Below are 24,251 nucleotides of genomic sequence, written 5' to 3' on the forward strand. Positions count from 1 at the left end.
CAAATTTGTCAATCCACAGTAGGAAAATTTTCCTATTCTGTCTTGCACGCCGATTCAGGCCATGAGACAATATTGTCAAGTTAAGCGTAAGAGGACGTGATAGTTGAATCTTTCCCTCGTAAATCGAGTGAAGAAAGCCTTTAGTTCACTCACAGAACAGAAGGCATATCCACTCAATGATCCAGCAGCATTCGAACTGTTAGGCGTTCGTCCGACTTATTCTGGCGTGAACGTTGGCGGCCAGTCGGCCCTTTATGTTCCTGCTGTTCTTCAGGCCGTGCGCCTGGTCTCAGAAACAATTGGTTCGTTGCCTTGCAAGGTCTATCGGGAAAACGAAGGCGGCAAGGAAGCGGCCAAGGATCACACCGCCTATCGCATCGTGCACAAGCGGGCGAACGAATGGACCGGCGCGGGCGAGCTTCGCACCGTCCTGACCGCCGATGCTCTCATTCACGGCAACGGCTATGCGAAGGTTGTCCGCTATCCCGACGACGGACGCCCTTTCGAGCTTCACCGCCTGAAGCCGGGAACCGTGACGCTGCTTGAGGACAAACTGACCGGCGCGCCCGTTTACCGCGTGCAGGAAGTCGGCGGAACTACCGACCATCCCCACACCGAAATCCTTCACGTTCCGTCCTTCCTCGGCACGTCGCCCATAGCGTTCGGCAAGGAAGCAATCGGCCTTGCCGCAATCCTTGAACGCCACGGTGCGCAGTTCTTCGGTTCCGGCGCGCGCGCGTCGGCCATCATCAAGGCTGGAGAGAAACTGGCCGACAACGACGCTGGCGCGAACAAGCTCAAGAATGTCCGCAGCGATTACGGCCGGTGGAAGAACAATCCCAATGAACCGCTGATTCTGCCGCCCGGTTGGGATCTTGACCAGCCCGCCATGACTTCGACCGATGCACAGTTCCTTGAGAACCGTATCGAGCAGATCAACGAAATCGCCCGCATCTTCGGTGTCCCGCCGCACCTTCTGTTTCAGCTTGACCGTGCGACGTGGAGCAACGCCGAACAGATGGGCGCAAGCTTCCTTCAGCTTTGCCTTCGGCCTTGGTTGGACCGTTGGCAGGACGCCTATGCAACCGTCCTTCTGTCCGAAGACGAGCAGGATGCGGCCTATTTTGAGTTTGTCGTGGACGACCTGCTTCGCGCCGACGCGGCCGCCCGCACCGCGAACATGACGGCGCTCGTTACCAATCGGATCATGACGCCGAACGAGGTTCGCGCGATCCTCAATCTTCCGCCGCTTCCGGGCGGCGATGTCCTCACCAATCCCCATACGACCAGCAACGCAGCGCCGATCCCGGTCCCGGCGAAGGAATCCGCATGAACCAGCACAAGGCGTTCTTCGGCGACGGCGAAAAGACCTTTGCCTTCCCGACCCGCGAACTTATCGAGGAATTAGAAGCCAAGACCGGCCACGGCATCGGCGCTTTGTTCCGGCGCTTCCGCACGTCCGATTATTCATTCTCTGACGTGCTTGAGGTGATCCGGCTTGGCCTGATTGGCGGCAGCACCGCGCCCGTCGAAGCGGCCCGGCTTGTGAACGTCTACTGCATCGGGCGTCCGCAGGCAGAAGTTTTCGCCGTTGCCGATGGCGTCATTACCGCCTTGTTCTTTGGCGCGCCTGAAGACGACGCCGACGCTGCAGCAATCCCCCAGGACGAATTGCGACAGGCGGCAGCGACCGGCGACCTCGCAGCAGCAATCAGCGCCGTTTACGAGGACGTGCCCGCATGACCGAGCCGGAAAACCGTGAAATCAAGGCCGAAGCCGAAGTCACGATAGACGATGCTGGAACTGTAATCGGCATTGCATGGCCATTCGGCAAGCCCGACAGCAGGGGCGATCTGATCGAACCGACCGCCTTCCGGTTTGCGCCGGAAGTCCCGATGCTCATGGAGCATGAGCAGGGGCGCGGCGCGGTTGGCATCTGGAATAGCTACGCCATCACCGACAGGGGGCTTGAAGTGAAGGGCCGTCTGTTCGTCGAAGGCGTAACCCCGGCGCGCGATGCACGCCGTCACCTGAAGGCAGGCATTATGTCCGGCCTGTCGATTGGCTACCTGCTTCACGAATATAAGGCACGCCCGGAAGGCGGGCGCGTCCTGTCTGATCTCACCATCACCGAAATCTCCCTATGCCGTCGCCCGGTGCACCCGGACGCCCGGACCACTGAAGTCAAATCCATCATTGAGGAAAGCCATATGGAAAACGAAATCGAGAATGCACCGGAAGCCAATGCCGATCCGGTTATCAGTGCCGCAGAGGTAAAGGCCCTGAAGGACGATATCGCGACGCTGAAGGCGAAGCTCAATCGCCCGGCTGCCGCAAACAACAACCAGCCGGCAGCCGAGAACGACAACACCGAACAGAAGGCATTCGCCAACTATCTCCGCACCGGCGAGGTTGAGCGCAAGGCGCTTACCGTCGCCAGCGATGCACCCGGCTATGTTTTGGCACCGGAAGAGACCAGCGGCGAGTTCATCCGCAACCTTGTCGAATTCTCGCCTGTTCGCGGCATCGCTGATGTTCGCTCGACGGGCTCGCACACCGTCATTCTGCCGAAGCGTCTGACCGTGACGAATGCCAAGTGGAAGGGCGAGACCGTTGCTTCCGAAGCGTCCGAACCGACCTTCGGCGACATGGAAGTCGGCATCAAGGAAATGACCACACATGTTGATGTCGGCAACTGGCTTATCGAAGACGCCAGCCACGACGTTGAAGCTGAAATCCGCCTTGCTCTCGCCGAAGACTTCGGCGCGAAGGAAGGGCTGGCTTTCGTCAACGGCAGCACGGCAGTCGAGCCTAAGGGCTTTATGGCCGAAGCGGGTATCGCTAACGGCTTGAACGGTCACGCAACCGACCTTTCCGCAGACGCCCTTATCACGCTCATGTATTCCCTGCCGGGCGTCTACCGTAACCGGGGAACGTGGGCGATGAACGGCACGACGCTTGCCGCTGTTCGCAAGCTGAAGGATGGCAGCGGCAACTATCTCTGGCAGCCTTCCTATCAGGCGGGGCAGCCTGAAACCATTCTTGGCCGCCCTGTTGTCGAGCTTATCGACATGCCAGACATCGAAGCTGACGCCTTCCCGATCATCTTCGGCGACTTCAAAGCCGGTTACCGCATCTATGACCGCATCGAGCTTCAGGTTCGCCCGAACCCCTACCTTCTGGCGACCGAAGGCCTTGTGCGTTTCCACGCTCGCCGTCGCGTCGGCGCTGGCGTTGTCCGCACCGATGTCTTCCGCAAGCTGAAGATGGCGACGGCCTAATCCATGACCTACCAGCGGCCCGCCTATGAGGAAGTGACGATCGCGCATGGTGGAAACGCCGTGACGCTTCGCCCCTCCTTGCGGGCCGCTGCTATCCTCGAAAGCCGCTATGGCTTCCCGGCGCTCTATCGGGCGCTGGACGAACTCAACATCACGATCATTTCCGAAATCATCCTGTCGGCATCCGTAATCCGGCAGGATGCAGCGGCCTTCCTTTTTCTCGTTCGGGGAAGGCCGCTTTTTCCCTTCTTCCTCGCCATTCGCCAGCCACTAGCCGAATTGCTCGAAATGTTCCGCCCGGCGCCCGATTCGAAGGCGAAGCCCGGAACCGGCAAGCTCATTCCGTGGCGGGACTTTTATCAGGGGCTTTATGCGCAGGCGACCGGCTTCCTCGGCTGGACGCCGGAAACGGCATGGAACGCCACGCCGACCGAAATTGACCGCGCGTATGCGGCGCATATGGACAAGCTGAAGGCTATCCACGGCAGCGCCGACAACGATCAGCCCTCCGATGATCCGCGTGAGGAAGTTTCTGAACAGGAAGTCCGCGCCGGGCTCGCAGCGCTCAAGAGGCACTGCCGATGACGAAGCCACCCCGCCTTTGCAGTTGCGGCAACGTCGTTCCGCATGGCGAGTTTTGCGCTTGCCAGATCAAGGCACGACGCGAACGCAACGCCCGCCATGACGCACGTCGTCCCTCGGCCCGCGACCGTGGCTATAATCACGAATGGCGCAAGGCCCGCGCCGAATACTTGACCCTTCATCCGCACTGCCGGGAATGCAGCAAGCACGGCGTTACCCGCCTTGCGACCGTCGTAGATCACGTCATTCCGCACCGTGGCGATAAGCGCCTGTTCTGGCACCGCGCCAATTGGCAGAGCCTTTGTGCGCCTTGCCATAACTCCATCAAGCAGCGGCAGGAGCGACCGACGTGACGCTAGTCGAAAAGGCCCTTGGCATCCCCAGCCGCGCCAAGCGCACCCGCCAATTTGGGAGCCGCTTTGGACAGAATGCTCAGAAGATTGCGTTGGCGCAGGTAAATTGCGATTCTGCTGTGAAGGTTTTCTCTGAATTCTTCCACGTCCTTCGGACCGTTTTTGAATTCATCAACAGCCATGTCGCCGATCGTTCCAATGATCTCTTCGATCTCGTCAACGGTCTTGCCTCCAAGTTTGACACAGAAGTATTCCCTCTGCGGCACGAACTCGAAAATGAGCGCGGGCAATTCCCGGTGTTGAAGTTCGTGCTGATCAATGATGCGACGAGCCATGTCCACCCCGTATTCATCGACCCGCAGCGCAGAATCAACAGCGTAGTCGCCCGCTACATAGGGGATGAGCATGTGCCATGCTGTGCGCACGTGAGGATCAAATCCCTTACGCATTCCAAGCACGGCCTCGATAAGTTCATTCCGATATGCGTGATGCACAAATACCGAAATGAGCGCTCGTTCTCTTCTGAACTTAGCCATCTCCTTTTCGTCGGATATTCGAAGCATCGCGTTCTCCCTTTCGTAATCCATAGTTGCAACTTCGAATACACCTGCTTCCTGAGAGCTTCATTAACGTCTCACCTTAGACTGCCGGGGGTGGTTTCCAACTTTGCCCCCTCCAAGGGGACCGGCGCGGGGGCACCGCACAAGAGACGTCGAAAATAACTTTTTCAGAAAAGGCTTGATTAGCGCATGTCCATAGTATCGCTCAAACTCGCCAAGGCTCATATGAAGATCGATGGCTATGCCGATGATGAGCTTATTCAGCTTTACATCGATGCGGCCGAAACTTGGCTTGGAAATTACATCGGCGAACCGCTTTCGGACTATGATCCTGATTGGAACGAATACGGGGAAGACGGCGCGCCGCTTCCGCCACCGGCCGATTACAACCCTATGCCCGCAGACCTGAAGCTGGCCGTTTTGAAGCTGGTTTCCTTCTATTTCGAGTGCCGAAACATCGTTTCTTTCGGCGTTTCCACGCAGCTTGCGCCGCAGGGCGTGACAGCAATCGCAGATAGCTACCGGGAAAAGTGGTTCACCGATGGCGTCTAAGAAGGACGATGGCGGGCTTTCGAACCTCTTGGCGCGCATGGACGCCGTGAAGAACAGCCCGCGCAAGCAGATCAACAAGGCGCTCATGACCTCGGCAAACGAGCTTGCCGACGCTCAGCGGCACCTTGCCGAAGCATCCCGCGATACCGGCGCGCTCATTGACAGCATCGCCGTGACCGGCCCCGGCGAAACGACGCCCGCCTATTCGCAGCCGGGCGGTTCCCGCGTGGCTGGCGAGCATGAGGCGATCGTGACCGCTGGCAACAGCGACGTGCGCTACGCGCACCTTGTCGAATACGGCACCGCCGACACCGATGCGCAGCCGTTCTTCTGGCCTGCCTTCCGGCTTCTCCGCAAGCGCCTTCAGCAGCGCATTGACCGCGCCGGGCGCAAGGCGATCCGCGACGCATGGGATGGAAAGAATGATTGAACCGACCTTGGCCGTTCAGACCGCAATTCGCGCCGCGCTGATAGAGGCCCCGGCTGTGACGAACCTTGTTCCGGCCGATCATATCCGCGCTGGCAGCACCCGGCCGGACAAAACGCCGTGCATCATGATGAGCGACGGGAACACGTCCTTGCACGGTCACGACTACACCGCACAGCGCACGGCTTGGGTCTATCTGGATCTCCATATCTGGACGCTGGACGCCGGGCAGGACGCGGCGAAAGAAATTGCCGGGGTGGTTATGGCCGCGCTCGATAAGCCCCTGACCGTCGAAAGCGGGGAATGCGACCATTTCCGCGTCACGGCTTCCCGGTTCCCGCGCGATCCCGACCCGGCCTATGGGCACGGCGTCCTTTCCGTTGAAGCCCTTATCCGGTGGATTGTCTAATGCTGAATATCGGCAAGCTGGATCGCCGCATCTCCATTGAGCGGGAAACCGAAACCGTGAAGCCATCCGGCAGCGTCGCGAAGGCGTGGGCGACCGTCGCGACCGTATGGGCGGAAATCGTGCAGCAGACGGCTAGTGAGTTTCTGACCGGCTTTGGTGAGGCCGAAAACGGCACCATGATTTTCCGCGTCCGGTGGATACCTGGACTCACGACCGCCGACCGCGTCACCTATGCCGGGAAGGTCTACGACCTGAAGGAAATCACCGAACTCGGCAGGCGTGACGGTCTCGAGCTTCGCGGGGCGGCAACGTCGTGACGCATCTCCGCGGCGTCAAGCCGTCCCTTACCCCTGACCGCGCGCCGCTTACTAAGGCACCGTCCGCGCCGAAGTGGATGACGGATGAGGCACGCGCCGAATGGAAGCGGATCATGCCGCGCCTGATCGAAGATCGGATTATCACGAATGCCGATCTTACGGGCGTCGAAAACTATTGCGTTGCAGTTGGGCGCGTCCGCGAAATCGAGGCGCTTTTCCGCACGTCCGGCACCTTGGACAAGGTTCTTTTCGGGATGCAGAACCGGGCGATGCAGACCGCCCGGCAGCTTGCCGCTGAATACGGTTTGTCGCCGGTATCTCGTGCCCGCGTCGGCGGCGCGGCGACCGACGATGACGACGACGATAACCCCATGACGATCGGCAGGAACCGCGCTTATGCCTAAGAGCGCATTCCCGCACTGGATTTGTGACGGCAGCGCCATTCCCGACCCCTTCGGAAACGGGCAGCAAGCTGTTGACTTCATCCGGTTGCTGAAGCACCCGGCCAGCGCCGCGCCGAAAGGCCGTTTCCAGCTTTACGACTTTCAGGAGCGCATGACCCGGCGCATTTACGGGCCGCGCAATCCGGACAAAAGCCGGATCGTGCGAACCGTCTTCCTCATGCTGCCCCGCGGCAACCGCAAAACGAGCATCGCCGCGGCATGGGCGTTGCTCCATACCATCGGGCCGGAATCCCGCGCGGCAGGACAGGCGATCTTCGCCGCGTCCGATCGCGAACAGGCGGGCATCGGCTTTAAGGAAGCGGCGAACATCGTTCGGGAAGATCGCCGCCTTGTGGCTGCAACGCGCATCTATGACGCCCACAATAGCGCGAAGAAGATCATTTCCCGCCCGAACAAGGCCGAACTTCTGGCCGTGTCGAGCGACGGCGCGGCACAGCACGGCAAGACGCCTTCATTCGTGCTTGTGGACGAAATTCACGCTTGGAAGGGCCGCGACCTTTGGGAAGCGCTCAAATCCGGCATGGCGAAGGTTCCCGACACCCTCATGATCATCGCCACGACGGCAGGGCGCGGACAGGAGAACATCGGTTTCGAGCTCTACGACTACGCCCGGAAGGTGGCGACCGGCGAAATCGACGACCCTTCTTTTCTTCCGATCATCTTCGAAGCGGAAGCCGGCAACGATTGGCGCGATGAAGACGTTTGGCACAAGGTCAATCCCGGCCTGAAGCACGGCTTCCCCGATCTCGGCGGATTGCGCACGATGGCGAGGGAAGCCGAACACCGGCCCGCCGAACGGTTCGCATTTCAGCAGTTCCATCTGAACATGTGGCAGGCCGCTTCCCGCGATCCGCTGTTTGACATGGCCGTCTACGACGCCGGGCGCGATCCGAATTTTGACCTTGCCGACCTTGAGCCGCTGCCCTGCTATCTCGGGGTTGACCTTTCCCGCTCCGGCGACCTTACAGCCATTGTCGGCGCGTGGCGCCACGACGACGGCAGGATTTCGGTGCACCCGTGGTTTTTCCTGCCGTCCGAAGGCTTGGAAGATAAGGCGAAGCTTGAACAGGTTCCCTACCCCCGCTGGCGCGACGAACGCCTTTTGAACGTCATCGACGGGCCGGTCATCGAACCCGACGCCATCGCCGACCAGATCATTGACCTTTGCGGCACCTATGACGTGCAGGAAGTCATCTTCGACCCGTCGCTAGCCGGGCCGATCATGGCAAAGCTCATGGATCACGGCATCAATGTGATTCAGCTTCCGCAGACGGCCAAGCACATGCACGGCCCGATTTGCGACCTTGAGCGCATCGTGAATGGTCGCCGCATCCGGCACAGCGCGCACCCGATCCTTCGCAACCATTTTGATTCCGTCGTGGTGAAGCGGGCAACCAGTGCCGGCGAACTGACGACGATGCACAAGGGCACCCGCCACAGTAACCATATCGACGGCGCTATCGCGTCCGCGCTGGCCGTCAATCGAGCCGCCGCGAACGATAACCAGCGCTCGATTTTCGACCTCGATCCCGATGAATTTGACCGACTTCGCGCTGAAGCCGAAGCCGCATAGGAGTTTCCCGCTTGTCCGACGAACAGCGCCTGCTAGTCACCTTTGAAGCCCGCTTGAACAAGTATGAGCGCGACCTTGAACGCGCCAAGGGCAAGAGCCGCACCAACTTCCGGGCAATCCGGAATGACGCCGAAGACGCCGGCAGCCGCATTGAGAAGGCGATGGGCGGCGCGTTCAAGAGCCTTGGCAGCTTTGGGAAGGGACTTGTCGGCGGCGCAGTCGGTGCCCTTGCAGTCGGCGGGCTTGATCAGATCGTGCAGCGTGTCGGCGATATCGCGAAGGGCGTGGCGAACATCGGCAACGAAGCTAAGCGCGCCGGTCTCAGCACGAAGTCGTTTCAGGAGCTTTCCTTTGTTGCACAGCAGAACCGGATTGAGGTTGACGCCCTTGTAGACGGCATGAAGGAATTGAACCTTCGCGCCGACGAATGGATCGTGACCGGCACGGGACCGGCAGCCGAAGCATTCCAGCGGCTCGGCTTTTCCGCCGACACCCTCAAGCGCAAGCTTGCCGATCCTTCCGCCTTGCTTGTCGAAATCATCGGCAGGCTGGAGCATCTAGACCGGGCCGCACAGATTCGCATCGCCGATGAAATCTTCGGCGGAACAGGCGGCGAGCGCTTTGTGGAGCTTCTGGACCGTGGGGCCGAAGGCATCCGCCGCACGATCAAGGAAGCCAACGACCTCGGCCTTGTGCTTGACGAAGACGTGATCCGGCGCGCCGACGAAATCGACCGCAAGTTTACCCGGATCACCGGCACCGTTGGCACTGCCTTGAAGAAGGCCGTTGTTGATGTTGTCGGCGCAATGGACGACTGGCTTGACCGGATGAACCGGCTTGAGGAACAGACCGATCGCAATATTCAGGCTCAGCTTCACGGCACCTATGAGAAGCTCCGCGAAGCAAAAGAGCTTCTGTCCGACCTTGAGCTTGATAGGGGCGCGTTCCCGGCCGATTCGACCATTGACCTCAACATTCAGAAGCAGAAGCAGCTTATCGAGGAACTGACCGGCGAAGCGATGAAGTTTCGCGACATTCTCGACCGGCGCAACGGCTACGATGAAAACTTCATCTACAAGACCGGGCAGGACGCGGCGGGCGCAAAGCCGCCCCTCGACAATCTCAATGACGCCCTGTCCGGCACCGGCAGCGCGGCGAAGGATGCATTAAAGTCCATCAACAGCTACGCCGACGCGATCCGGGCGCTGAAGGGCGAAGTGCCGGAATTGGCCGCATCCTTGCGCGATCTGGACGCCAAGAGCCGCATTGATGCGGTTTACCGGCAGGCGCTCGGCAAGGCGCAGGGGCAGCGTGAAATCGCCCTGGCTAACGAGATGCGCGGCAAGGCGCTTCAGGCGCTCGGCATCAAGAGTGCGACCGATGACCCGGCAAGCTACCTTTCTAACGTGCTCGCCGCTGGCAAGTCGAAGGATCACGTCAACGGCATGGCCGATGCATTCGCGTCGAAGCTGGCGAAGATGCTGGCTTCCATGCCCGACGACCTGAAGGGCAGCGTCACCATCAATTCCGGCTATCGCTCGATCGAGCGGCAGCAGCAGCTTTGGCTTGACGCCCTGAAGAAGTATGGATCGCCGGAAGCCGCCCGGAAGTGGGTAGCCCCGCCCGGCAATAGCCAGCACAACAAGGGCAACGCCGCGGACCTTGGCTATAGCTCCGACCGGGCGCGGCAGTGGATGCACGCCAACGCTAGCAACTTCGGCCTGTCCTTCCCGATGGGGCATGAGCCTTGGCATATCGAGGACGCCGCGGCCCGCGCCGGGCAGGTGACGGCCGAAATCGAGAAGCTGACGCAGGCGGCAACGCAGCAGGCCGAAGCCTATGGCGACATCACGGCCAGCGCCCGCGAACACGCGGCTGCGCAGGGCGTAGAGCGGCACGCGCTCGGCATGACCGCGCAGCAGGCGCAGGCGCTCCGCTACGAGCAGGAGATGCTTAATCAGGCGCAGCGGGCCGGAATTGCGCTCACGCCGCAGCAGCGGCAGGAAATCGCAAGCCTTGCGCAGGGCATGGCCGCAGCAGAGGGTAGCGTTGAAAGCTTGCGCTTGAAACAGGAACAGGCGCAGGAAACCGCCCGGTTCTTCGGCCAGTCCATGACCGACGCATTGACCGGCATTCTGACCGGCACCATGACCGCCGAAGAAGCGCTTCAGTCGTTGTTGCAGACGCTCGTGAAGGCGACGTTGCAGGCGGCGCTTATGGGCGAAGGACCGCTTGCCGACCTGTTCGGCATGGGCGGCAGCAAGGAAGGCGGAGTCGGCTTTGGCGGGCTGTTCGGCTCATTGCTCGGCGGGCTGTTCGGCTTTGCGTCTGGCGGCTTTACCGGGCACGGCGGCAAATATGAACCGGCTGGCGTCGTGCATCGTGGCGAATTCGTCATGAGCAAGGAAGCAACGCACCGGATCGGTGTTGCCAATCTGGACGCCATGCACCGGGGAGCACTGAAGGGCTACGTCGAAGGCGGCTTTGTCGGCGCGGCCCCGGCCTTGCGCTCGCCCGCTCTGAAGGCCGCAAACAGCGCCGCGCCGGTGCAGCAGATCAGCATTCATGCGCCGATCACCGTGGAAGGCAGCGCGGGCACGCCGGAACAGAACGCCGATCTTGCCGCCCGCATGGCGAAGCAGGTTGAATCGACCGTTCGCGGCGTTGTCGCGGAAGAACTGCGCAAGCAGACGCGGCCCGGCAACATGATGAATAGCAGGAGCCGCTAAATCTACAAAAATTCCTATGCCGGACGTTTGCGCGTTTGCTATAATGATCGGTGAGACACAAGAGAAGTGCGACGACCTTATCGGTTGCGCGGGGATGGTCGGTAGGATTAATCACCTACCGGCCTCATACTCTTGAGGCACTGGTTATGGCAGTGTCACGTCTTGCAAGGCAGCGGTGGAATACAGGACCACCCTCCGCGTTTCAAGAGCGCAAAAGGTTATCGGGCGCGGCTGTCTGGCTTTCCCGGCTTCGGCTGGATGAATTCTCAAGGTTTCGTTTCGGTTGCACCCCGGGTTCAATCCCCGAAACGCACCCCTCCGACGCGGGCAATGTCCTGATATGATCGTAACGACAACCCGCAGCTAGTGAATGTTGCCGGATGAAGAAGCATTCACTTAGCACCGTTTGAGTGCCGAAAAGCACGGATAAACGGCAGTAGAGATTATCGGCAAACCGGATCTCGCGCGGCTGATTGCCGCAATCTGCATCTTCATGTCCACCTCGGGAAAGACTTCAAGGCTCCTTTATCTCCCTCTAGATAGCAACGTCGAGCCATAACGGCTCATTATTTACGTGTTTCTGTCTAGAGGGGATAAAGTATTTCCTGGGAAAGGGGCTTATAAAGAAAAGGGAAAAAGGAAACACGAACCAAACCAGACACGGACGAGAACAACACGACGCGAAGACTAGGAAGCTAAATGCTCTGACCGAAAAGCCGGGCAAAGCAGAGGCGGCCAAGCGAGCGAAGCGAGCGCCGGGAAAGCCGATGCGAAGCCCGTGCGAGCGAAGCGAGCAGGTGTCGGCGTGCCCCGCGAAATAATTTCACTCAGGGTGCGACCTACGATCCGGTCATTGCTATAATATCTCTTGTCGTGCGGGGCTTCTCCAATCCCGCGTTAGCAGCGACAAAAATTCTCTCTGTAACCTCCCGGCGTGTCACCGGGAGGTTTTTTTGTAAGTAGAGAATCAGTCATTACTGACTTGAGTACTTAAACTCCTCAAAAATAAACATGAATGTCTGATTTTGCTCTTGATCTAACACGGGATGTTGATTCATATGCATCTGCAACTCGCAACATATTCGGAATCATTGATATGAAAACTGCGAATTATATTGAGAATGACCGCTACGCATTCGAAGCCGCCAACCTCACGGCGACGCTCCGGCTGATCCATGATGAGCGCATCGCTATCTATCCACGCTCGGCTGATCCGGCTGAAGCCTATGAGCGCGTGCACGTCGCCTTGCGTGCTGCCCGGCTTGTGGAGCTTGGCGCGCCGCGCGTCGTCAATGGCCGCGTTGAGCCGGAACACTATGGCGCGCTTGTCGAAGCGCTGGCGACCTTGGAACCGGACGCGGCGACGGGAACCATGGAGCTTGATCAGGTGAAGTTTGTGCTTGCCGAAGTCGGCGCGATCTTCCCGGAAAGCACAAATTCGATCCACAAGGCAGTGGAAGAAGTCAGAGCGCCTATGCGGCAGATTCTGAAAGATATCGCCACGCTCGGCGCGCCCCGCTTCCGCGCGGCCGACTTCGCGACACTCGGCGCAGGCGGCTTCGACAAGTTAGCTCGGCAGCACTTCGAAGCCTTCCGCGCTGAAGCCGACCGAGAGGCCGAGGCGGCATTTGCGGCGGCCCCGGAGCACCTGAAGCACTGCAACCCGAAACCTTAGCAGGAACCCACGGCAAGTGAACCGGATTGATAAGCGCCGTTCCATTGTCGGGAAACGGCGCACGACTGGCGGGGCGGCAATCTCGTCAGTCATTCTCGCTCGAACGGCGCGCTGACAGCTTCGTAAACCTTTGAGGCATGCTCGTTTAACCAGATTACATAGCGCATTGGCTTATTCACCGCTTTCACGTCTGCCGTGTAGTCAATCCTCATATTCGCGATGCGGGCATTGGCTTCGTCCATCCGAACAAGACCATCAGGCGCCGTTGGCGTAAGTATCTTGTCGATCTTGATGAAACAAACGAGGTCAGTGCTGGTCTGGCCTTCAAAAGACCATTTGGCATCGCCGAGCCAAGTGCTCCCCGCGCGTTGGCAAGGGGAATCCACCATCGCCACAAGCTCAGCGCCGTCCAACACCCGCCCTTTCACGCGGATGGACGATATGCGCTTGCGATTATCTGGCTGCCTCCATTTAACTTCAACAAATAACTGACCATTATCTATCGGTAGGTAGTCGGCATGGGAGTCAAAGTAGAGTCCCCAGGGCGTTGTAATCTGCGCTCGAAGATCGCCGTCCGCTCTCGTTTCAGCGTTGGCGTCCCAATATCCATACGCAATTGCCGCGGTCACGATGCCAATCAACCAAGACGAAAACTTTTCCATGCAATAATCCCCGGCCCCAGCGCATCTTCAGCATAGTTCCCTGAACGACGGAAGAGGATAGCTGCGTGGACGGTCTTGACTTCCGTGAACAAACTAAGAACATAGTGCACGCCATAAGGAAAGACTCAACAAAGCCGACACGCAGTGCTTGAATTGCAACCAAAGCGATTCGACGCATTTTAAACACGCGGCTTTGAGGGTTGTAAGGGATGGCACCTAGAAAGAATGAAGAAGTAAGTGCGAGCTTCCACTATCTCATACGGGTGAAGAAATCCGGAGATGATGAAGTGGTGATCCCCTTCACCACGGGAGATTTCACAGGACTCTTCACGAAGATGCAATCGCAGAAGCCGTTTGACCTATCTCTAGAGAGGGACATCGAAAGACTTAGGTCATACAAGGAGGCACCGCTCGAAAATCTTGAGCTAGTAAATCAGCGGACGATTACCGGCACGTTTAAAGCATCATATTACGGGCACGGTTACGACAATTCAGAAAAGGGTAGGATATCCGCCGACAGCGTCAACTTAAGGCCGTTTCACTTCGTGCTCTATCTTGCCGAATCTGGACGCATCTACGTCGGCTCACAATACTTGGGTTTGTTTGGCGGGTATCGAATCCTTCGAGACACTATCAAAGGCATGATGCCTGAAAGCGCAGGGATTAGATCACTGTCTTACCGGCTAGGAGCTTCCTACTACAAGAACGCCGAACCGAAGGAAATCCGAGTCAATGTCGCGAACAAGTCAACATCAATCGCCGGTCGCAGCCAACTTGGTGGAAAGATGATGATCGCCCTCACGAGGACTAGTAAAGAGGATCCGCTTGTTGACCGCGTTAAACGCGGAGTCATCCCCTTTTTCGGCAAAGGCCAGCGTGAGATTAAACACGCTGTGGCTGGCTTGATGAATCAAAGCGATTTGATCGAGCTCGACGACGACGACGTTCTCGACTGCACGGTCCTTGCTGACATGAACGGAAAGTCCACGACTATCTACATGTTCGACAACGGCATTCGCGCAACGCGGTTCAAGCTGGATGTTAGCGTCGATGACGACGGACACCCCTCCAATGCAGATACCTGCAATGAGATCCTCAACGCTCTAAATGATCACGTTATAAGCGTTATCGCAAATGGCTAGCGTTCGCTCCATCATCGCGAACAATAACGCCACGTTCTATAACTATAGAACAGGTGGCCGCATTCGCGTATGGCCACGGATCTTGCTATTTATTGCCTTGTCTCCACTGCTATCATTCCTCCTGACGGATAAGCTCACCGACTTTATCAACTCCATTAATACTGTTGCATCAATTCTGCTCGGCTTCGGTTTCAGTGTGTTATTTTATATTGCCAGCAGCAGAGAGGACCACAGTTCACCGACCTCGTCATTGGAACAGAAAAATCGTGCACGCCGTGTGAATGCTCTGTCCAAAGAGCTTTTTCACAACGTCTCCTATTTCGTGATGACGGCATCTGCTGGCTTGGCATTCGCGATGGCGGTTATTGCACCGGAAGCGCAAGGTGAATGGTTCACGAAGCACGCCCTGCCCTTGTTGGCGAAAATTACTTCAAGCGCATCGGATTATCTCTGGTGGGCCAGCCTTTGCGTAAGAAGTGTTTTCTTCTTCCTGATGATCGAGGCGGGATACACGTTCGGTCGGATCGTCGGCAGAGTAAATTTCTTATTCGAAGAGAAGCTCGCAGGTGGAAACGTCAACGATCAATGACGATTTTTTTCACAAAATATAGCTCGTCCCAACGTCACAAATTAGCATTTTCCAATATTTAATTGTTTCAGCATAATCAACATATTGGCTACATTTACGATGAGAGTTTCGAGTTTTCGAGTCTCTCATCGCCCACCATTTCTTCCATATGTCAGGCAGTGTTTTGCGCAGGTTTCTCTTGTGAGCCGCCTCACCGCTTTGAAGCCACAGCGATTCCGGACGCCGCGCTGCCCTGCGTAGCGCACGCCCTTCGACCGTCATTTCTGCGCCAGGGACTGGAATCCAGCCAGGCCAAGTCCTGGGCTGAAAAACTCTTCCGCGCCGAGGGCGCGGAACCGGCGAAGTCCTGCGATGAGCACAGCGAGTAAGGGACCCGACCATTCGTCATCAGTCATCGATGTAACACTGGCCGTTCCAGCCATTGGAAACGGCGCACCCTGACCGCCCTGGTACCGCTCCTCGATCGACGACCTGCCGTCGAGCACCTCCTGATTGCCATGCGGGTCATTCCGTTTCCCGCGCGGGCGACGCGGGGGATCCGGGTGCTTTGCGGGGGATCCGGGTGCTTTGTCGACAGCATCGCCTCCGGAACCGACCTTCGCGCAGTCAGTACAGCGTAGCGATACGCAATACAACTTATTGAACCATAACGATATGTGCGTGCTTTAGTTCGGCCGTAGCGAGATTTCGTCAAGCGCTCCAACTGGAAGGCAAGACCCTCGGGCGGCCGTCCTGATATTCTTTCTTCCAAGAGGAAGCCGATGGGACCCGGATCCGGTTAGTTTAAATCTGATGGTCGTTTTGGCTCGCAGCGGATTGAGCTGGCAACGGATGCCGGCGGCGGCAGGCACCGCATCGTCAATAACTTCAATGCCGGCGAGTCGGTTAACGACCAGACATGTCAGACATCGGCCGAGACCGCCCGTGGCAATGGCTCGTCGACGCCTTCGCCAAAACCCGTATGGAGAGCAAAAGATCCGCACCGCAACTTATTTGACTATCATCGATTTTCTATGTTGCAACGGGCGGTGGCAAGCAGGAGTAGGTCGTTTGTTGCGCACACGGATGATGGAAAGCAACCACTTGAGGTTCTCGTGGTCTCGCCGTAGCCCGTGCCGCTCGACCTGCTTAAAGGCGATTTCCATGCTTGCCTCCTCACTGGCGCGTCGGTAGCGGCGGCGCTGTCGCCGGTTGAGATCAGTGGGGAGGATACTTGGTGCATGACTTCAAAACTAGCCGACGCCTAGCTGTCGTAGCGGCAGTGGCGGCTTTGCACGCCGCGGCGTCGTTTGCGAAGACAGATGAGCTTGATGCAGTCAAGAAACGTTTGCTTGGAGCCAGGAAGCAAGGCGACATTACCAGGATTTACGAAGAAGTCGAACGCAGATTCGATGGAGATACAGTGAAGATCTCGGCTTATCTTCAGAGAATAGGGTTTTCATGTGTGCCGGGAAGAATACTGTATAAGATAAAATGTGTATATTCGTACTGTGGTGACCGTCGCATTTTCCCTTTGATTTTCCAGAGAGAGTTTATATCTGTCGGTGTTATTATAACCGAAAAGGGAACATCGACGGACCTTGTTCATCACAATGCCACTGAATGTCCGGCAACTGACGCCCTCCTTCGGGCGGCACAGGAAAAGCTTTTGAACGGAGGAATTAGGCGCGATGGAAAATAACAGGGCAGTGTTCTCGATCATCGAGTATGATATTGAAATCATTTCGCGCTTTGTGCCCGGACAAGTTTCGCACTTAGGAATCCGCTTCGAAATCGACGGAGAGGTGCGCGAGTGGAACTTCGGTTCCTTTTTCAAAGGACAGTACGATGACGTCGGGCTTCCGTTCGACCCACGGGATGTACTTGGCGGAATTGGGCGAGCCTTGGGGATGCCTTCCGCAATTGCCGGCTCCGCGAGTGTGGAGCGTGGTCTTGGCTTAACGCTTGCCGACCAGATCGATGCGTTCGCGCAGAATCTATACAGCAAGAAAGTCGCCTACGCGCTAACCCCCAATCTATTAGCCCGCGAAGCCAACTCCAACTCCGCCGCCGCCTACGTCATGCGAATGCTCGGAATTGATCCGAATTCGCTTCCCTACCAGGGCAACCCCGCGGGCCTCAATGTCGACTTATCTAACCGGCGGTTCGGACTTCCGTCGCCAGGCTTCTATTCGGGTCGCGCCCACGCCGAGTATTTGGATTGGCAATACGGTGGCGTGGCGCCGTCCCCAACACCTAGACCAAGCGATATCGCGCCTTCGTTGACGCCCGCTCCGCAGCCGTCCGGCGTGCAGCCGCTCCCTGTTCCCTCGTGGCGCGAAGTTTTAGAAGAACACAACAGCGGAGGCACATGATGTCTAAACAGACTCTCCACTGCAGTATATACCTTGGTGGTATATGAACGCGATGACTAAGAAGATAAACACAATATTCAATTTGGTTTTCGTCGCAATTTGGGTTGAACTATTTTTCGTCCTATCAGTCCGAGATTCGACGAAGTTTGGTGGACACATTGAAACAATCTTTCAGATTCTTTCCGCGCTGATGGTGATAACGTCACCATTTTCCTTATTTAGTTATATACTTACCAAGCTATATCCTTTCGTAATAAAAGACAGTGTGATGAAAACAAGACTTAACAGAAATCCTATACAACTCCTAATTTGGCGTGAGGTATTGGAGGCGCACAAGGACAACGAATTGTAATTCATTCTGGAACGCAAGACGCGATTGTTTACACTCAACTCAACCTTGTTGAGGGTGACTATGGCGTCATGTACTTACGTTCGGCGTTATGGCGGTTTCCTGGCTGACGGCCTGAATTTCGGGGAGAAATTGGTTCAGCATCGGTTTGTGTCCGGCGGCTATGCGATCGGCAATATCGAGGAGAGAGCGGTAGGTTTGCCCGGCAGGCCCCCATTGTCCGACTGTCATCGGCTCATATCAACGGAGCTCGATGTGATTTCGAAATGGTGCTCGGCACGCCCACTGGAAGGCAAGACAGAATGGCAGCCAAGCGCAGTTGAGGATATCACATTGGAACGAACATCTGGAAATAAGCGACGGCTATTGGTAATCATTTCTGCATCAATACTAGTTTTTTCTGTCTATATATATGGAGAGAGTCTCAATGATAGCAGATCTCCGGAGAATCAGACGCTAGCTAAATTGGAGCGATACTTGTCTGAATTTGGGGAGTCCGATAGAATTATTTACGCAACATGTTATAGGTTCGAGGAGACGGAAAATGACCCCATTCCTAATGTGAGCTTCTTCGTGGGATGCGAAGTAAAGGACCCACCTTTTTCAAAACCGGTTATCCTCACGGCGGCATTCGGACTGCGCGGTCAAGTTGAATTTTGGGACGTATCGAGGGGCGAGAAATGACGGAGACGGGTTCGGGAAAAAACCTTCGCAAAAGCTTGGGGTGGGAAGATGCTCAAGCGCATTGGGAAGCCGGTAACGTGCCACCGTCTATGTGGATATGTACTCACATATGGCTTACGGCGGAGGCTCGTATTAGCGGAAATATGGCAGCATTCCCGTGGAATACGAGATGAATACGCTCGATGTGATTTCCGAAATGGTGCTCGGCGCGCCAGCTGGAAGGCAAGACCCTCGGGCGGCCGTCCTCCCCTCACGGCCGCACAGATCCGGCTCGTCTGCGACGAGCTCGCCACTGCCCCGTCAGCCGAATGACCATCATGGAGAGAGACGAGTTCGCCGGCCGATCGTCCGAAATGCGCAAGCAACTTATTTGCGCATAATGCAGTATCCAATGGGCCGGGCGGACGCTTTGCCTCCCGAAACCTGATCACAACGAACGCCCACGGACAATGGACGCTCACTCTTTATGGCGACGACGGCCGCGACATCTTCGACCGCTCGCAGCGGATCGAGCTGGCGACCGATACCGGCGGGTCGCTTGGCATCAGATATGTCAGGTAATGGCTGAGACCAAACGTTGCGGCGGTACCGGCGCCCTCCCCCTGTTCATTCTCCCGCTCCCGCACGCGCGCAAGGAGCAGAAGTCCTGCACCACAACTTATTTGTCCATAGTCCAATCTCTATGCTCAATACCATTGAGCGTTGCGGACTTGGCGTTTCGCCTGCGACGTTGGGCTGCCTAAAGGTGCTACAATGCAGCAAACCGGAAGTTTTGCGGGAATAAAGACGAAGAGATGCGTCATCGATTTGGGCCCGCCAAGGACGGCTAAGGACCTTGTTCACAATGCGACGAAGCTTGCAGCAGCAGTTCTGCTTGCAGTCTTCCACGGGACCGTGGCTACGGTCTCCGCTGGCGACCTCGACGACGTTAAACAACGTCTGCTAGCGGCAAGAAAGCACAATGAAATGGATCGGATTTATCGAGACATAACCCGAGAACTCAAAGGAGACGTAAGGAAGACCGTTGGCTTTCTCAGGAATAACGGTTTCTCGTGCTGGACGAACAATGGGTATTTCAAGGCAAGATGTGTTCTTGCCTATTGCGGCGACCGATCGGCGTTCGTTGGCTTTCGCAAGGAACTGATGACAATCGGCGTCATTATAACGGAACGCGGCGTAAATACTTCTGTTGTTCATCAGCCCTCAGCCTGCCCTCGCACAGAAGCGGCACTTCAAGGGACGCAAGAAAGATTGCTGACGGGAGGAAAAATGCATGGCGGAAAATAGCGGCGTCCGGTTCTCGATCATCGAATACGATATTGAAAGCATTTACGGATCGACGGGAACGGTAGGCGATGCCGCGCTTGCCGCCGACGGCAATGGCTATGTCATACGGCAAAGCACGACGGCGAACTCCGACGGGTCGACCTTGCAGGACATTCTCGGCTATACGCCGGACGGGCGCTTCGCCTTCCGCAACCTCATCACCAGAAGCGCCGACGGACAATCGACGCTGACCCGCTATGACGACGACGGGAACGGCACCTTCGACCGCTCGCAGCGGATCGAGCTGGCGACGGATGCCGGCGGGTCGCTTGGCATCAGATATGTCAGGTATTGGCTGAGACCAAACGTTGCGGCGGTACCGGCGCCCTCCCCTGTTCATTCTCCCGCTCCCGCACGCGCGCAAGGAGCAGAAGTCCTGCACCACAACTTATTTGTCCATAGTCCAATCTCTATGCTCAATACCATTGAGCGTTGCGGACTTGGCGTTTCGCCTGCGACGTTGGGCTGCCTAAAGGTGCTACAATGCAGCAAACCGGAAGTTTTGCGGGAATAAAGACGAAGAGATGCGTCATCGATTTGGGCCCGCCAAGGGCGGCTAAGGACCTTGTTCACAATGCGAGGAAGCTTGCAGCAGCAGTTCTGCTTGCAGTCTTCCGCGGGACCGTGGCTACAGTCTCCGCTGGCGACCTCGACGACGTTAAACAACGTCTGCTAGCGGCGAGAAAACACGATGAGATGGATCGCATTTATCAAAGCATAGAGCGCAAGCTGGGAGGCAACAGACCAAAAATCGTTGAATTTTTACGAGCTTCCGGATTTTCGTGCTCCGTGGGTAGCGTACCGACGACTGCGAAATGTGTGTTTGCGTATTGCGGTGACAGGCGCTTCTTTCGAAGAGAACTGAAGACGATAACAGTGGGAATGGTCGGCAGAGACGTGACGACCTCAGTGGTTCATCAGCCGGCAGAATGCCCTCCCACAAACGCGCTTCTTAAAGAAAAACAAGAATACCTTCTAAGTGGAGGAGACACACGTAAATAATAGAGATCTATTTCAGTAATTGAAATGATATCGGACGCAATCGAGCGTCCAGCACTCCAACTGGAAGGCAAGACCCTCGGGCGACCGCCTCCCCTCACGGCCGCACAGATCCAACTCGTCTTCGGCGGCGGGTGATATCGAGGCGGTCGTCTCCGACGGCAACACGCCTCGCGGGTAAAGGTCTGCGAAGCAACTTATTTGCGCATAAAGACGGTTCTGCGTTTTGGTTCCGGCCGTAGAGCACGAGACGCTCTACAATCGTCACGGTCGGAGCCATGGGCATATTTCGAGCGCGCAACATTTTCATCGCACTTTCCGCACTTGGCGCGATTTGGCTCGGTTGGCTGGTCGCCAACGAATACGCCCTTTCATATGCAAGCCAACACTACCTGGCCAACGGGGTAGTACGCATCGAACTGCCGGGTGGGCGCAAGTTCGATATTCCCGAGCGCTACATGTATTGGGAAGGCTATGTGAAGCATGGCCGCTGGCCCAAGCCCAAAGAGGGCCGCGTTAAGGTTGAATCGTTCAACTTCGATGCGCTCCTGCCCGATTTGCGACCCTATCGGGCGGAGGATGACGAGAAATGGCAGGAACTGGGGTACGGCGACAAATTGCATGTCTATGTGCACCGCAAAGACTTTGACGCAACGTCCTGGCGTCACGTGTATGAAAGCGAACTGGACAGTGTGGAGCGTGGCTATGCAAAGAGATTGGACAACGAGAACGGGCTCGCCAAGTTTCTGAACCTGAGCGGCAAGGAAGGAGACTTGAAACCTTACGACGTGACGTACTTCACCGAAGATTTTAGACTTAAGATCAATTGCAGCTACCCTGGAACGGTTATCGCCGGGATGCAGCTTAGATTACATCGATGGCGATCACCACAACTATATAGGATATGCTTTTTCCCTGAAATACATGCCGAACTGGATGACGATACACAGCAATCTGTTGCTGCTCATTGCGCAATTCGAGCGCGATGGGAATTCTGATACTGTCAAATAACTCGGTGCCCGACCGTGGTCCTTGCCCTCAATGATCAACAACGAGCCAAATTGAAGACCTTCGCTTCGCTCGACGACTATGTCGGCGGGTGGCAATATCTGGCGTCGATCAGCGATGCCTAGGCGGATAACGCTTATACCGAGGTCGGTTAAGCACATTGTTCCCAAAGCAAGGAAGCTCGCCGCAGCAATACTGCTGGCAGCCTTCCAAGGGACGGCGGTCACAGTCTCCGCCGGCGACCTCCACGACGTCAAGCAACGTCTGCTTGCTGCAAGAAAACATGCTGAAATGGACGGAATTTATCGAGATATACACCGAGAATTTAGGGGAGATGTAGCGGGCATTGTTGGCTTTCTCAAGAAGAATGGTTTTTCTTGCTGGGCTGACGATGGGTATTTCAAGGCTAGATGCGTTCTTGCCTATTGCGGGGACCGGTCCGCATTCGTTGGTTTTCGCAAGAGGCTGATGTCTGTGGATATCCTCATTACGATACGCGGTGCCGATACAGCTGTTGCACACCAACCTATTGCGTGCCCGGGGGCAGCAACTGCGCTTCGCCAAATACAGGAAAAAGCACTGACGGGAGAGAATATGCATCGCCGAGAATAGACAAGTTTCAGTTCTCGATCATCGAATGCGAGATCATGCGGAGGAGAGACGAGTTCGCCGACCGCCGAATGTAGGGAGACTTATTTGCGCATAATTCTGTAACCATGCTTGGTCTTGTCCGGCGCCGAATGGCCCCCGGCGAGTAGGGACGGTATCCACACGGCTTATGTCACCTGAAGTGAGCAGTCAGAGAAGTCCTTTTGTCCTCCGAGCGGCCGACGACATCGATGATGTCCGATTTCGACGAGCATATCGCCTATACTTTCGGTATTTTCCGTTTTTCATCTATGCCCTCTATGCGGCGTCAATACCGTTTCCCGGAGAATGGCTAAATTTAAAATGGGCGCAACGATTAATGCTGTACATTCCAAAATTTCATGTAGAGGCTTCCAATTTTAAAGGCTTACCCGTCAATGACATCCGGTATTATTTAACAGAAAACTGTTTTCTGTACCTCTTCACATTTTTGTGCATCGTTTTTTCCACACTTATAAATCTTACAAAGGGAAAGAAATATCCACTGTCCCCTGATCAGGCTCGGGAAATACGTTATAGGCACTTCATCTCTCCCATAACTGTATGCATCGTCTTCCTTTTCTTCATTCCGCTTCCGGTCTGGATGGATGGTCGGAGGGGGGAGCTACTGCGCAATCCCCTCTACATGCCGCTGATCAGCGCAACCTTCTTGGGATTGCTCGGGATGGTGTGTGCGGCGGCATCTCTCTGCATTGGCCGCGCGCGGGGACGAACGAGAAACACCCACTCTCAATAGGATCATAGGATCGGCACAACTCGAGGAAAATAGGCTCCGAGGGATGACTACCTGCAGGCGCTACGTGGTTTCCATTATTCGGTTACGACTACGGGGCAGAAGTTCTGGAGTTCTCTTTGGTTTCGGCGTGAAAAGACGGGCCATGAATGCAAGTTCTCTTATTTGATCATTAGACTAGGAAATTGTATTTGCTACAGAGGACAGCCCGGCCGACGGACATAAGGTAGGTAAATCCACTTCCCATGGAGAACGATAAGGACCCAGTTTCAAGGTTCGATGAACAGATGAAGATTGAGGTCAAACACCTCAAACGTTCAGCGCTGCTCATGATTATTCCAGCAATATTCGCGATCGGGGGGAGGTTCATATTAGTCTCCCATCCGAACACCGCGTGTGCAATAGCAGAGAATTCCGCTCTACTTGCACTTTGGCCACAGAACCTGTTGTTGCAGGGCCAACTGTACGCCAGCCGATACACGTCGCATGAAAAATGCACGTTCTTTGCAATGCAGTCGATATTTGCCGCTGGATGCTACATTTGGCTTCTTTTTAAGATCGTCGATGACATCTATCGAAAGGACACTATATTTATACCTGGATTCTTAAAGGTAGCATTAATAACAATTACCGTAAGTGTTGTTTCAGTTTTTACGTCGAGATTCGAGGAATACAACACATTATACTCCCTAAATTTATCGCAATCAATTGAGATAAATATATGGAAGAACATTCCGCTTATTTGGCTTTTTGTTTTCAGCACGGGAATTTTGATCGAGAGAGCCTTGGCCTACGGCCGATCACGGCCATGAAATTGTGAACAACTTAACCATGG

Annotated in this window: 24 protein-coding genes; 22 read left to right on the forward strand and 2 right to left on the reverse strand. The window is 56.2% G+C overall.

Annotation, left to right across the window (positions count from 1 at the left end; genetic code table 11):
- Positions 1-103 precede the first annotated feature (103 nt).
- From N0Q91_RS11510 to N0Q91_RS11530, 5 genes are read left to right on the forward strand one after another with little or no spacing between them, the layout of a single operon-like run.
- Complete coding sequence (locus N0Q91_RS11510) at positions 104-1,333, forward strand: phage portal protein (RefSeq protein ID WP_275596434.1); 1,230 nt, start codon at positions 104-106, stop codon at positions 1,331-1,333.
- Positions 1,330-1,743, forward strand: a complete 414-nt coding sequence (locus N0Q91_RS11515; RefSeq protein ID WP_275596435.1) for a gene transfer agent family protein — start codon at positions 1,330-1,332, stop codon at positions 1,741-1,743. The genes N0Q91_RS11510 and N0Q91_RS11515 overlap by 4 nt, the downstream gene beginning before the upstream one ends.
- Positions 1,740-3,281, forward strand: coding sequence for a phage major capsid protein (locus N0Q91_RS11520; RefSeq protein WP_275596436.1), 1,542 nt, complete (start codon positions 1,740-1,742; stop codon positions 3,279-3,281). Before N0Q91_RS11515 ends, N0Q91_RS11520 begins: the two co-directional genes overlap by 4 nt.
- Positions 3,282-3,284: 3 nt before the next feature.
- Entirely contained in the window at positions 3,285-3,866 is a 582-nt protein-coding gene (locus N0Q91_RS11525; RefSeq protein WP_275596437.1) for a hypothetical protein, read from the forward strand.
- Positions 3,863-4,216: an HNH endonuclease gene (locus N0Q91_RS11530; RefSeq protein ID WP_275596438.1), complete on the forward strand. Its 354-nt coding sequence runs from the start codon at positions 3,863-3,865 to the stop codon at positions 4,214-4,216. Before N0Q91_RS11525 ends, N0Q91_RS11530 begins: the two co-directional genes overlap by 4 nt.
- Positions 4,217-4,218: 2 nt before the next feature.
- On the opposite strand, the gene N0Q91_RS11535 is transcribed toward N0Q91_RS11530, so the two are convergent.
- Positions 4,219-4,779, reverse strand: coding sequence for a hypothetical protein (locus N0Q91_RS11535; RefSeq protein ID WP_275596439.1), 561 nt, complete (start codon positions 4,777-4,779; stop codon positions 4,219-4,221).
- A gap of 186 nt (positions 4,780-4,965) precedes the next feature.
- On the opposite strand from N0Q91_RS11535, the gene N0Q91_RS11540 reads away from it, so the two are divergent.
- The 8 genes from N0Q91_RS11540 (at position 4,966) to N0Q91_RS11575 (ending at position 12,922) form a co-directional block, all read left to right on the forward strand.
- Entirely contained in the window at positions 4,966-5,328 is a 363-nt protein-coding gene (locus N0Q91_RS11540) for a head-tail connector protein (protein ID WP_275596440.1), read from the forward strand.
- Positions 5,318-5,758 carry an HK97-gp10 family putative phage morphogenesis protein gene (locus tag N0Q91_RS11545; RefSeq protein WP_275596441.1) on the forward strand — a complete coding sequence of 147 codons (441 nt, stop codon included), beginning with the start codon at positions 5,318-5,320 and terminating at the stop codon, positions 5,756-5,758. Before N0Q91_RS11540 ends, N0Q91_RS11545 begins: the two co-directional genes overlap by 11 nt.
- The gene (gp17, locus tag N0Q91_RS11550; protein WP_275596442.1) at positions 5,751-6,164 is read left to right on the forward strand and encodes a DUF3168 domain-containing protein; all 414 of its coding nucleotides are present in this window, start codon (positions 5,751-5,753) and stop codon (positions 6,162-6,164) included. The genes N0Q91_RS11545 and gp17 overlap by 8 nt, the downstream gene beginning before the upstream one ends.
- Positions 6,164-6,481, forward strand: coding sequence for a phage head closure protein (locus tag N0Q91_RS11555; RefSeq protein WP_275596443.1), 318 nt, complete (start codon positions 6,164-6,166; stop codon positions 6,479-6,481). Before gp17 ends, N0Q91_RS11555 begins: the two co-directional genes overlap by 1 nt.
- Positions 6,478-6,885, forward strand: a complete 408-nt coding sequence (locus N0Q91_RS11560; RefSeq protein ID WP_275596444.1) for a phage terminase small subunit P27 family — start codon at positions 6,478-6,480, stop codon at positions 6,883-6,885. Before N0Q91_RS11555 ends, N0Q91_RS11560 begins: the two co-directional genes overlap by 4 nt.
- On the forward strand, positions 6,878-8,518 hold the full coding sequence (locus tag N0Q91_RS11565; protein WP_275596445.1) for a terminase large subunit: 1,641 nt from the start codon (positions 6,878-6,880) through the stop codon (positions 8,516-8,518). Before N0Q91_RS11560 ends, N0Q91_RS11565 begins: the two co-directional genes overlap by 8 nt.
- Positions 8,519-8,529: 11 nt before the next feature.
- The gene (locus N0Q91_RS11570; RefSeq protein ID WP_448136912.1) at positions 8,530-11,247 is read left to right on the forward strand and encodes a D-alanyl-D-alanine carboxypeptidase family protein; all 2,718 of its coding nucleotides are present in this window, start codon (positions 8,530-8,532) and stop codon (positions 11,245-11,247) included.
- A gap of 1,015 nt (positions 11,248-12,262) precedes the next feature.
- Entirely contained in the window at positions 12,263-12,922 is a 660-nt protein-coding gene (locus tag N0Q91_RS11575; RefSeq protein WP_275596448.1) for a hypothetical protein, read from the forward strand.
- Between the two features lie 89 nt (positions 12,923-13,011).
- On the opposite strand, the gene N0Q91_RS11580 is transcribed toward N0Q91_RS11575, so the two are convergent.
- Complete coding sequence (locus N0Q91_RS11580) at positions 13,012-13,584, reverse strand: hypothetical protein (RefSeq protein WP_275596449.1); 573 nt, start codon at positions 13,582-13,584, stop codon at positions 13,012-13,014.
- Positions 13,585-13,793: 209 nt separating this feature from the next.
- On the opposite strand from N0Q91_RS11580, the gene N0Q91_RS11585 reads away from it, so the two are divergent.
- The 9 genes from N0Q91_RS11585 to N0Q91_RS11625 all read left to right on the forward strand — a co-directional run bounded on the left by N0Q91_RS11585 (position 13,794) and on the right by N0Q91_RS11625 (position 24,228).
- Positions 13,794-14,726: a hypothetical protein gene (locus tag N0Q91_RS11585; protein ID WP_275596450.1), complete on the forward strand. Its 933-nt coding sequence runs from the start codon at positions 13,794-13,796 to the stop codon at positions 14,724-14,726.
- Positions 14,719-15,315 carry a hypothetical protein gene (locus N0Q91_RS11590; protein WP_275596451.1) on the forward strand — a complete coding sequence of 199 codons (597 nt, stop codon included), beginning with the start codon at positions 14,719-14,721 and terminating at the stop codon, positions 15,313-15,315. Before N0Q91_RS11585 ends, N0Q91_RS11590 begins: the two co-directional genes overlap by 8 nt.
- A gap of 1,216 nt (positions 15,316-16,531) precedes the next feature.
- On the forward strand, positions 16,532-16,996 hold the full coding sequence (locus N0Q91_RS11595) for a hypothetical protein (RefSeq protein WP_275596452.1): 465 nt from the start codon (positions 16,532-16,534) through the stop codon (positions 16,994-16,996).
- Positions 16,986-17,669 (forward strand): hypothetical protein, encoded by a 684-nt coding sequence (locus N0Q91_RS11600; RefSeq protein WP_275596453.1) that lies wholly within the window; start codon positions 16,986-16,988, stop codon positions 17,667-17,669. Before N0Q91_RS11595 ends, N0Q91_RS11600 begins: the two co-directional genes overlap by 11 nt.
- A gap of 1,786 nt (positions 17,670-19,455) precedes the next feature.
- Positions 19,456-19,989: a hypothetical protein gene (locus tag N0Q91_RS11605; RefSeq protein WP_275596454.1), complete on the forward strand. Its 534-nt coding sequence runs from the start codon at positions 19,456-19,458 to the stop codon at positions 19,987-19,989.
- Positions 19,976-20,542 (forward strand): hypothetical protein, encoded by a 567-nt coding sequence (locus tag N0Q91_RS11610; protein ID WP_275596455.1) that lies wholly within the window; start codon positions 19,976-19,978, stop codon positions 20,540-20,542. Before N0Q91_RS11605 ends, N0Q91_RS11610 begins: the two co-directional genes overlap by 14 nt.
- Positions 20,512-21,030: a hypothetical protein gene (locus tag N0Q91_RS11615; RefSeq protein WP_275596456.1), complete on the forward strand. Its 519-nt coding sequence runs from the start codon at positions 20,512-20,514 to the stop codon at positions 21,028-21,030. The genes N0Q91_RS11610 and N0Q91_RS11615 overlap by 31 nt, the downstream gene beginning before the upstream one ends.
- Positions 21,031-21,305: 275 nt before the next feature.
- Positions 21,306-22,025 carry a hypothetical protein gene (locus tag N0Q91_RS11620; protein ID WP_275596457.1) on the forward strand — a complete coding sequence of 240 codons (720 nt, stop codon included), beginning with the start codon at positions 21,306-21,308 and terminating at the stop codon, positions 22,023-22,025.
- A gap of 1,636 nt (positions 22,026-23,661) precedes the next feature.
- Positions 23,662-24,228: a hypothetical protein gene (locus N0Q91_RS11625; RefSeq protein ID WP_275596458.1), complete on the forward strand. Its 567-nt coding sequence runs from the start codon at positions 23,662-23,664 to the stop codon at positions 24,226-24,228.
- The last annotated feature ends 23 nt before the right edge of the window (positions 24,229-24,251 follow it).

The organism is Sinorhizobium prairiense (assembly GCF_029201645.2).
Classification (GTDB): domain Bacteria; phylum Pseudomonadota; class Alphaproteobacteria; order Rhizobiales; family Rhizobiaceae; genus Sinorhizobium; species Sinorhizobium meliloti_A.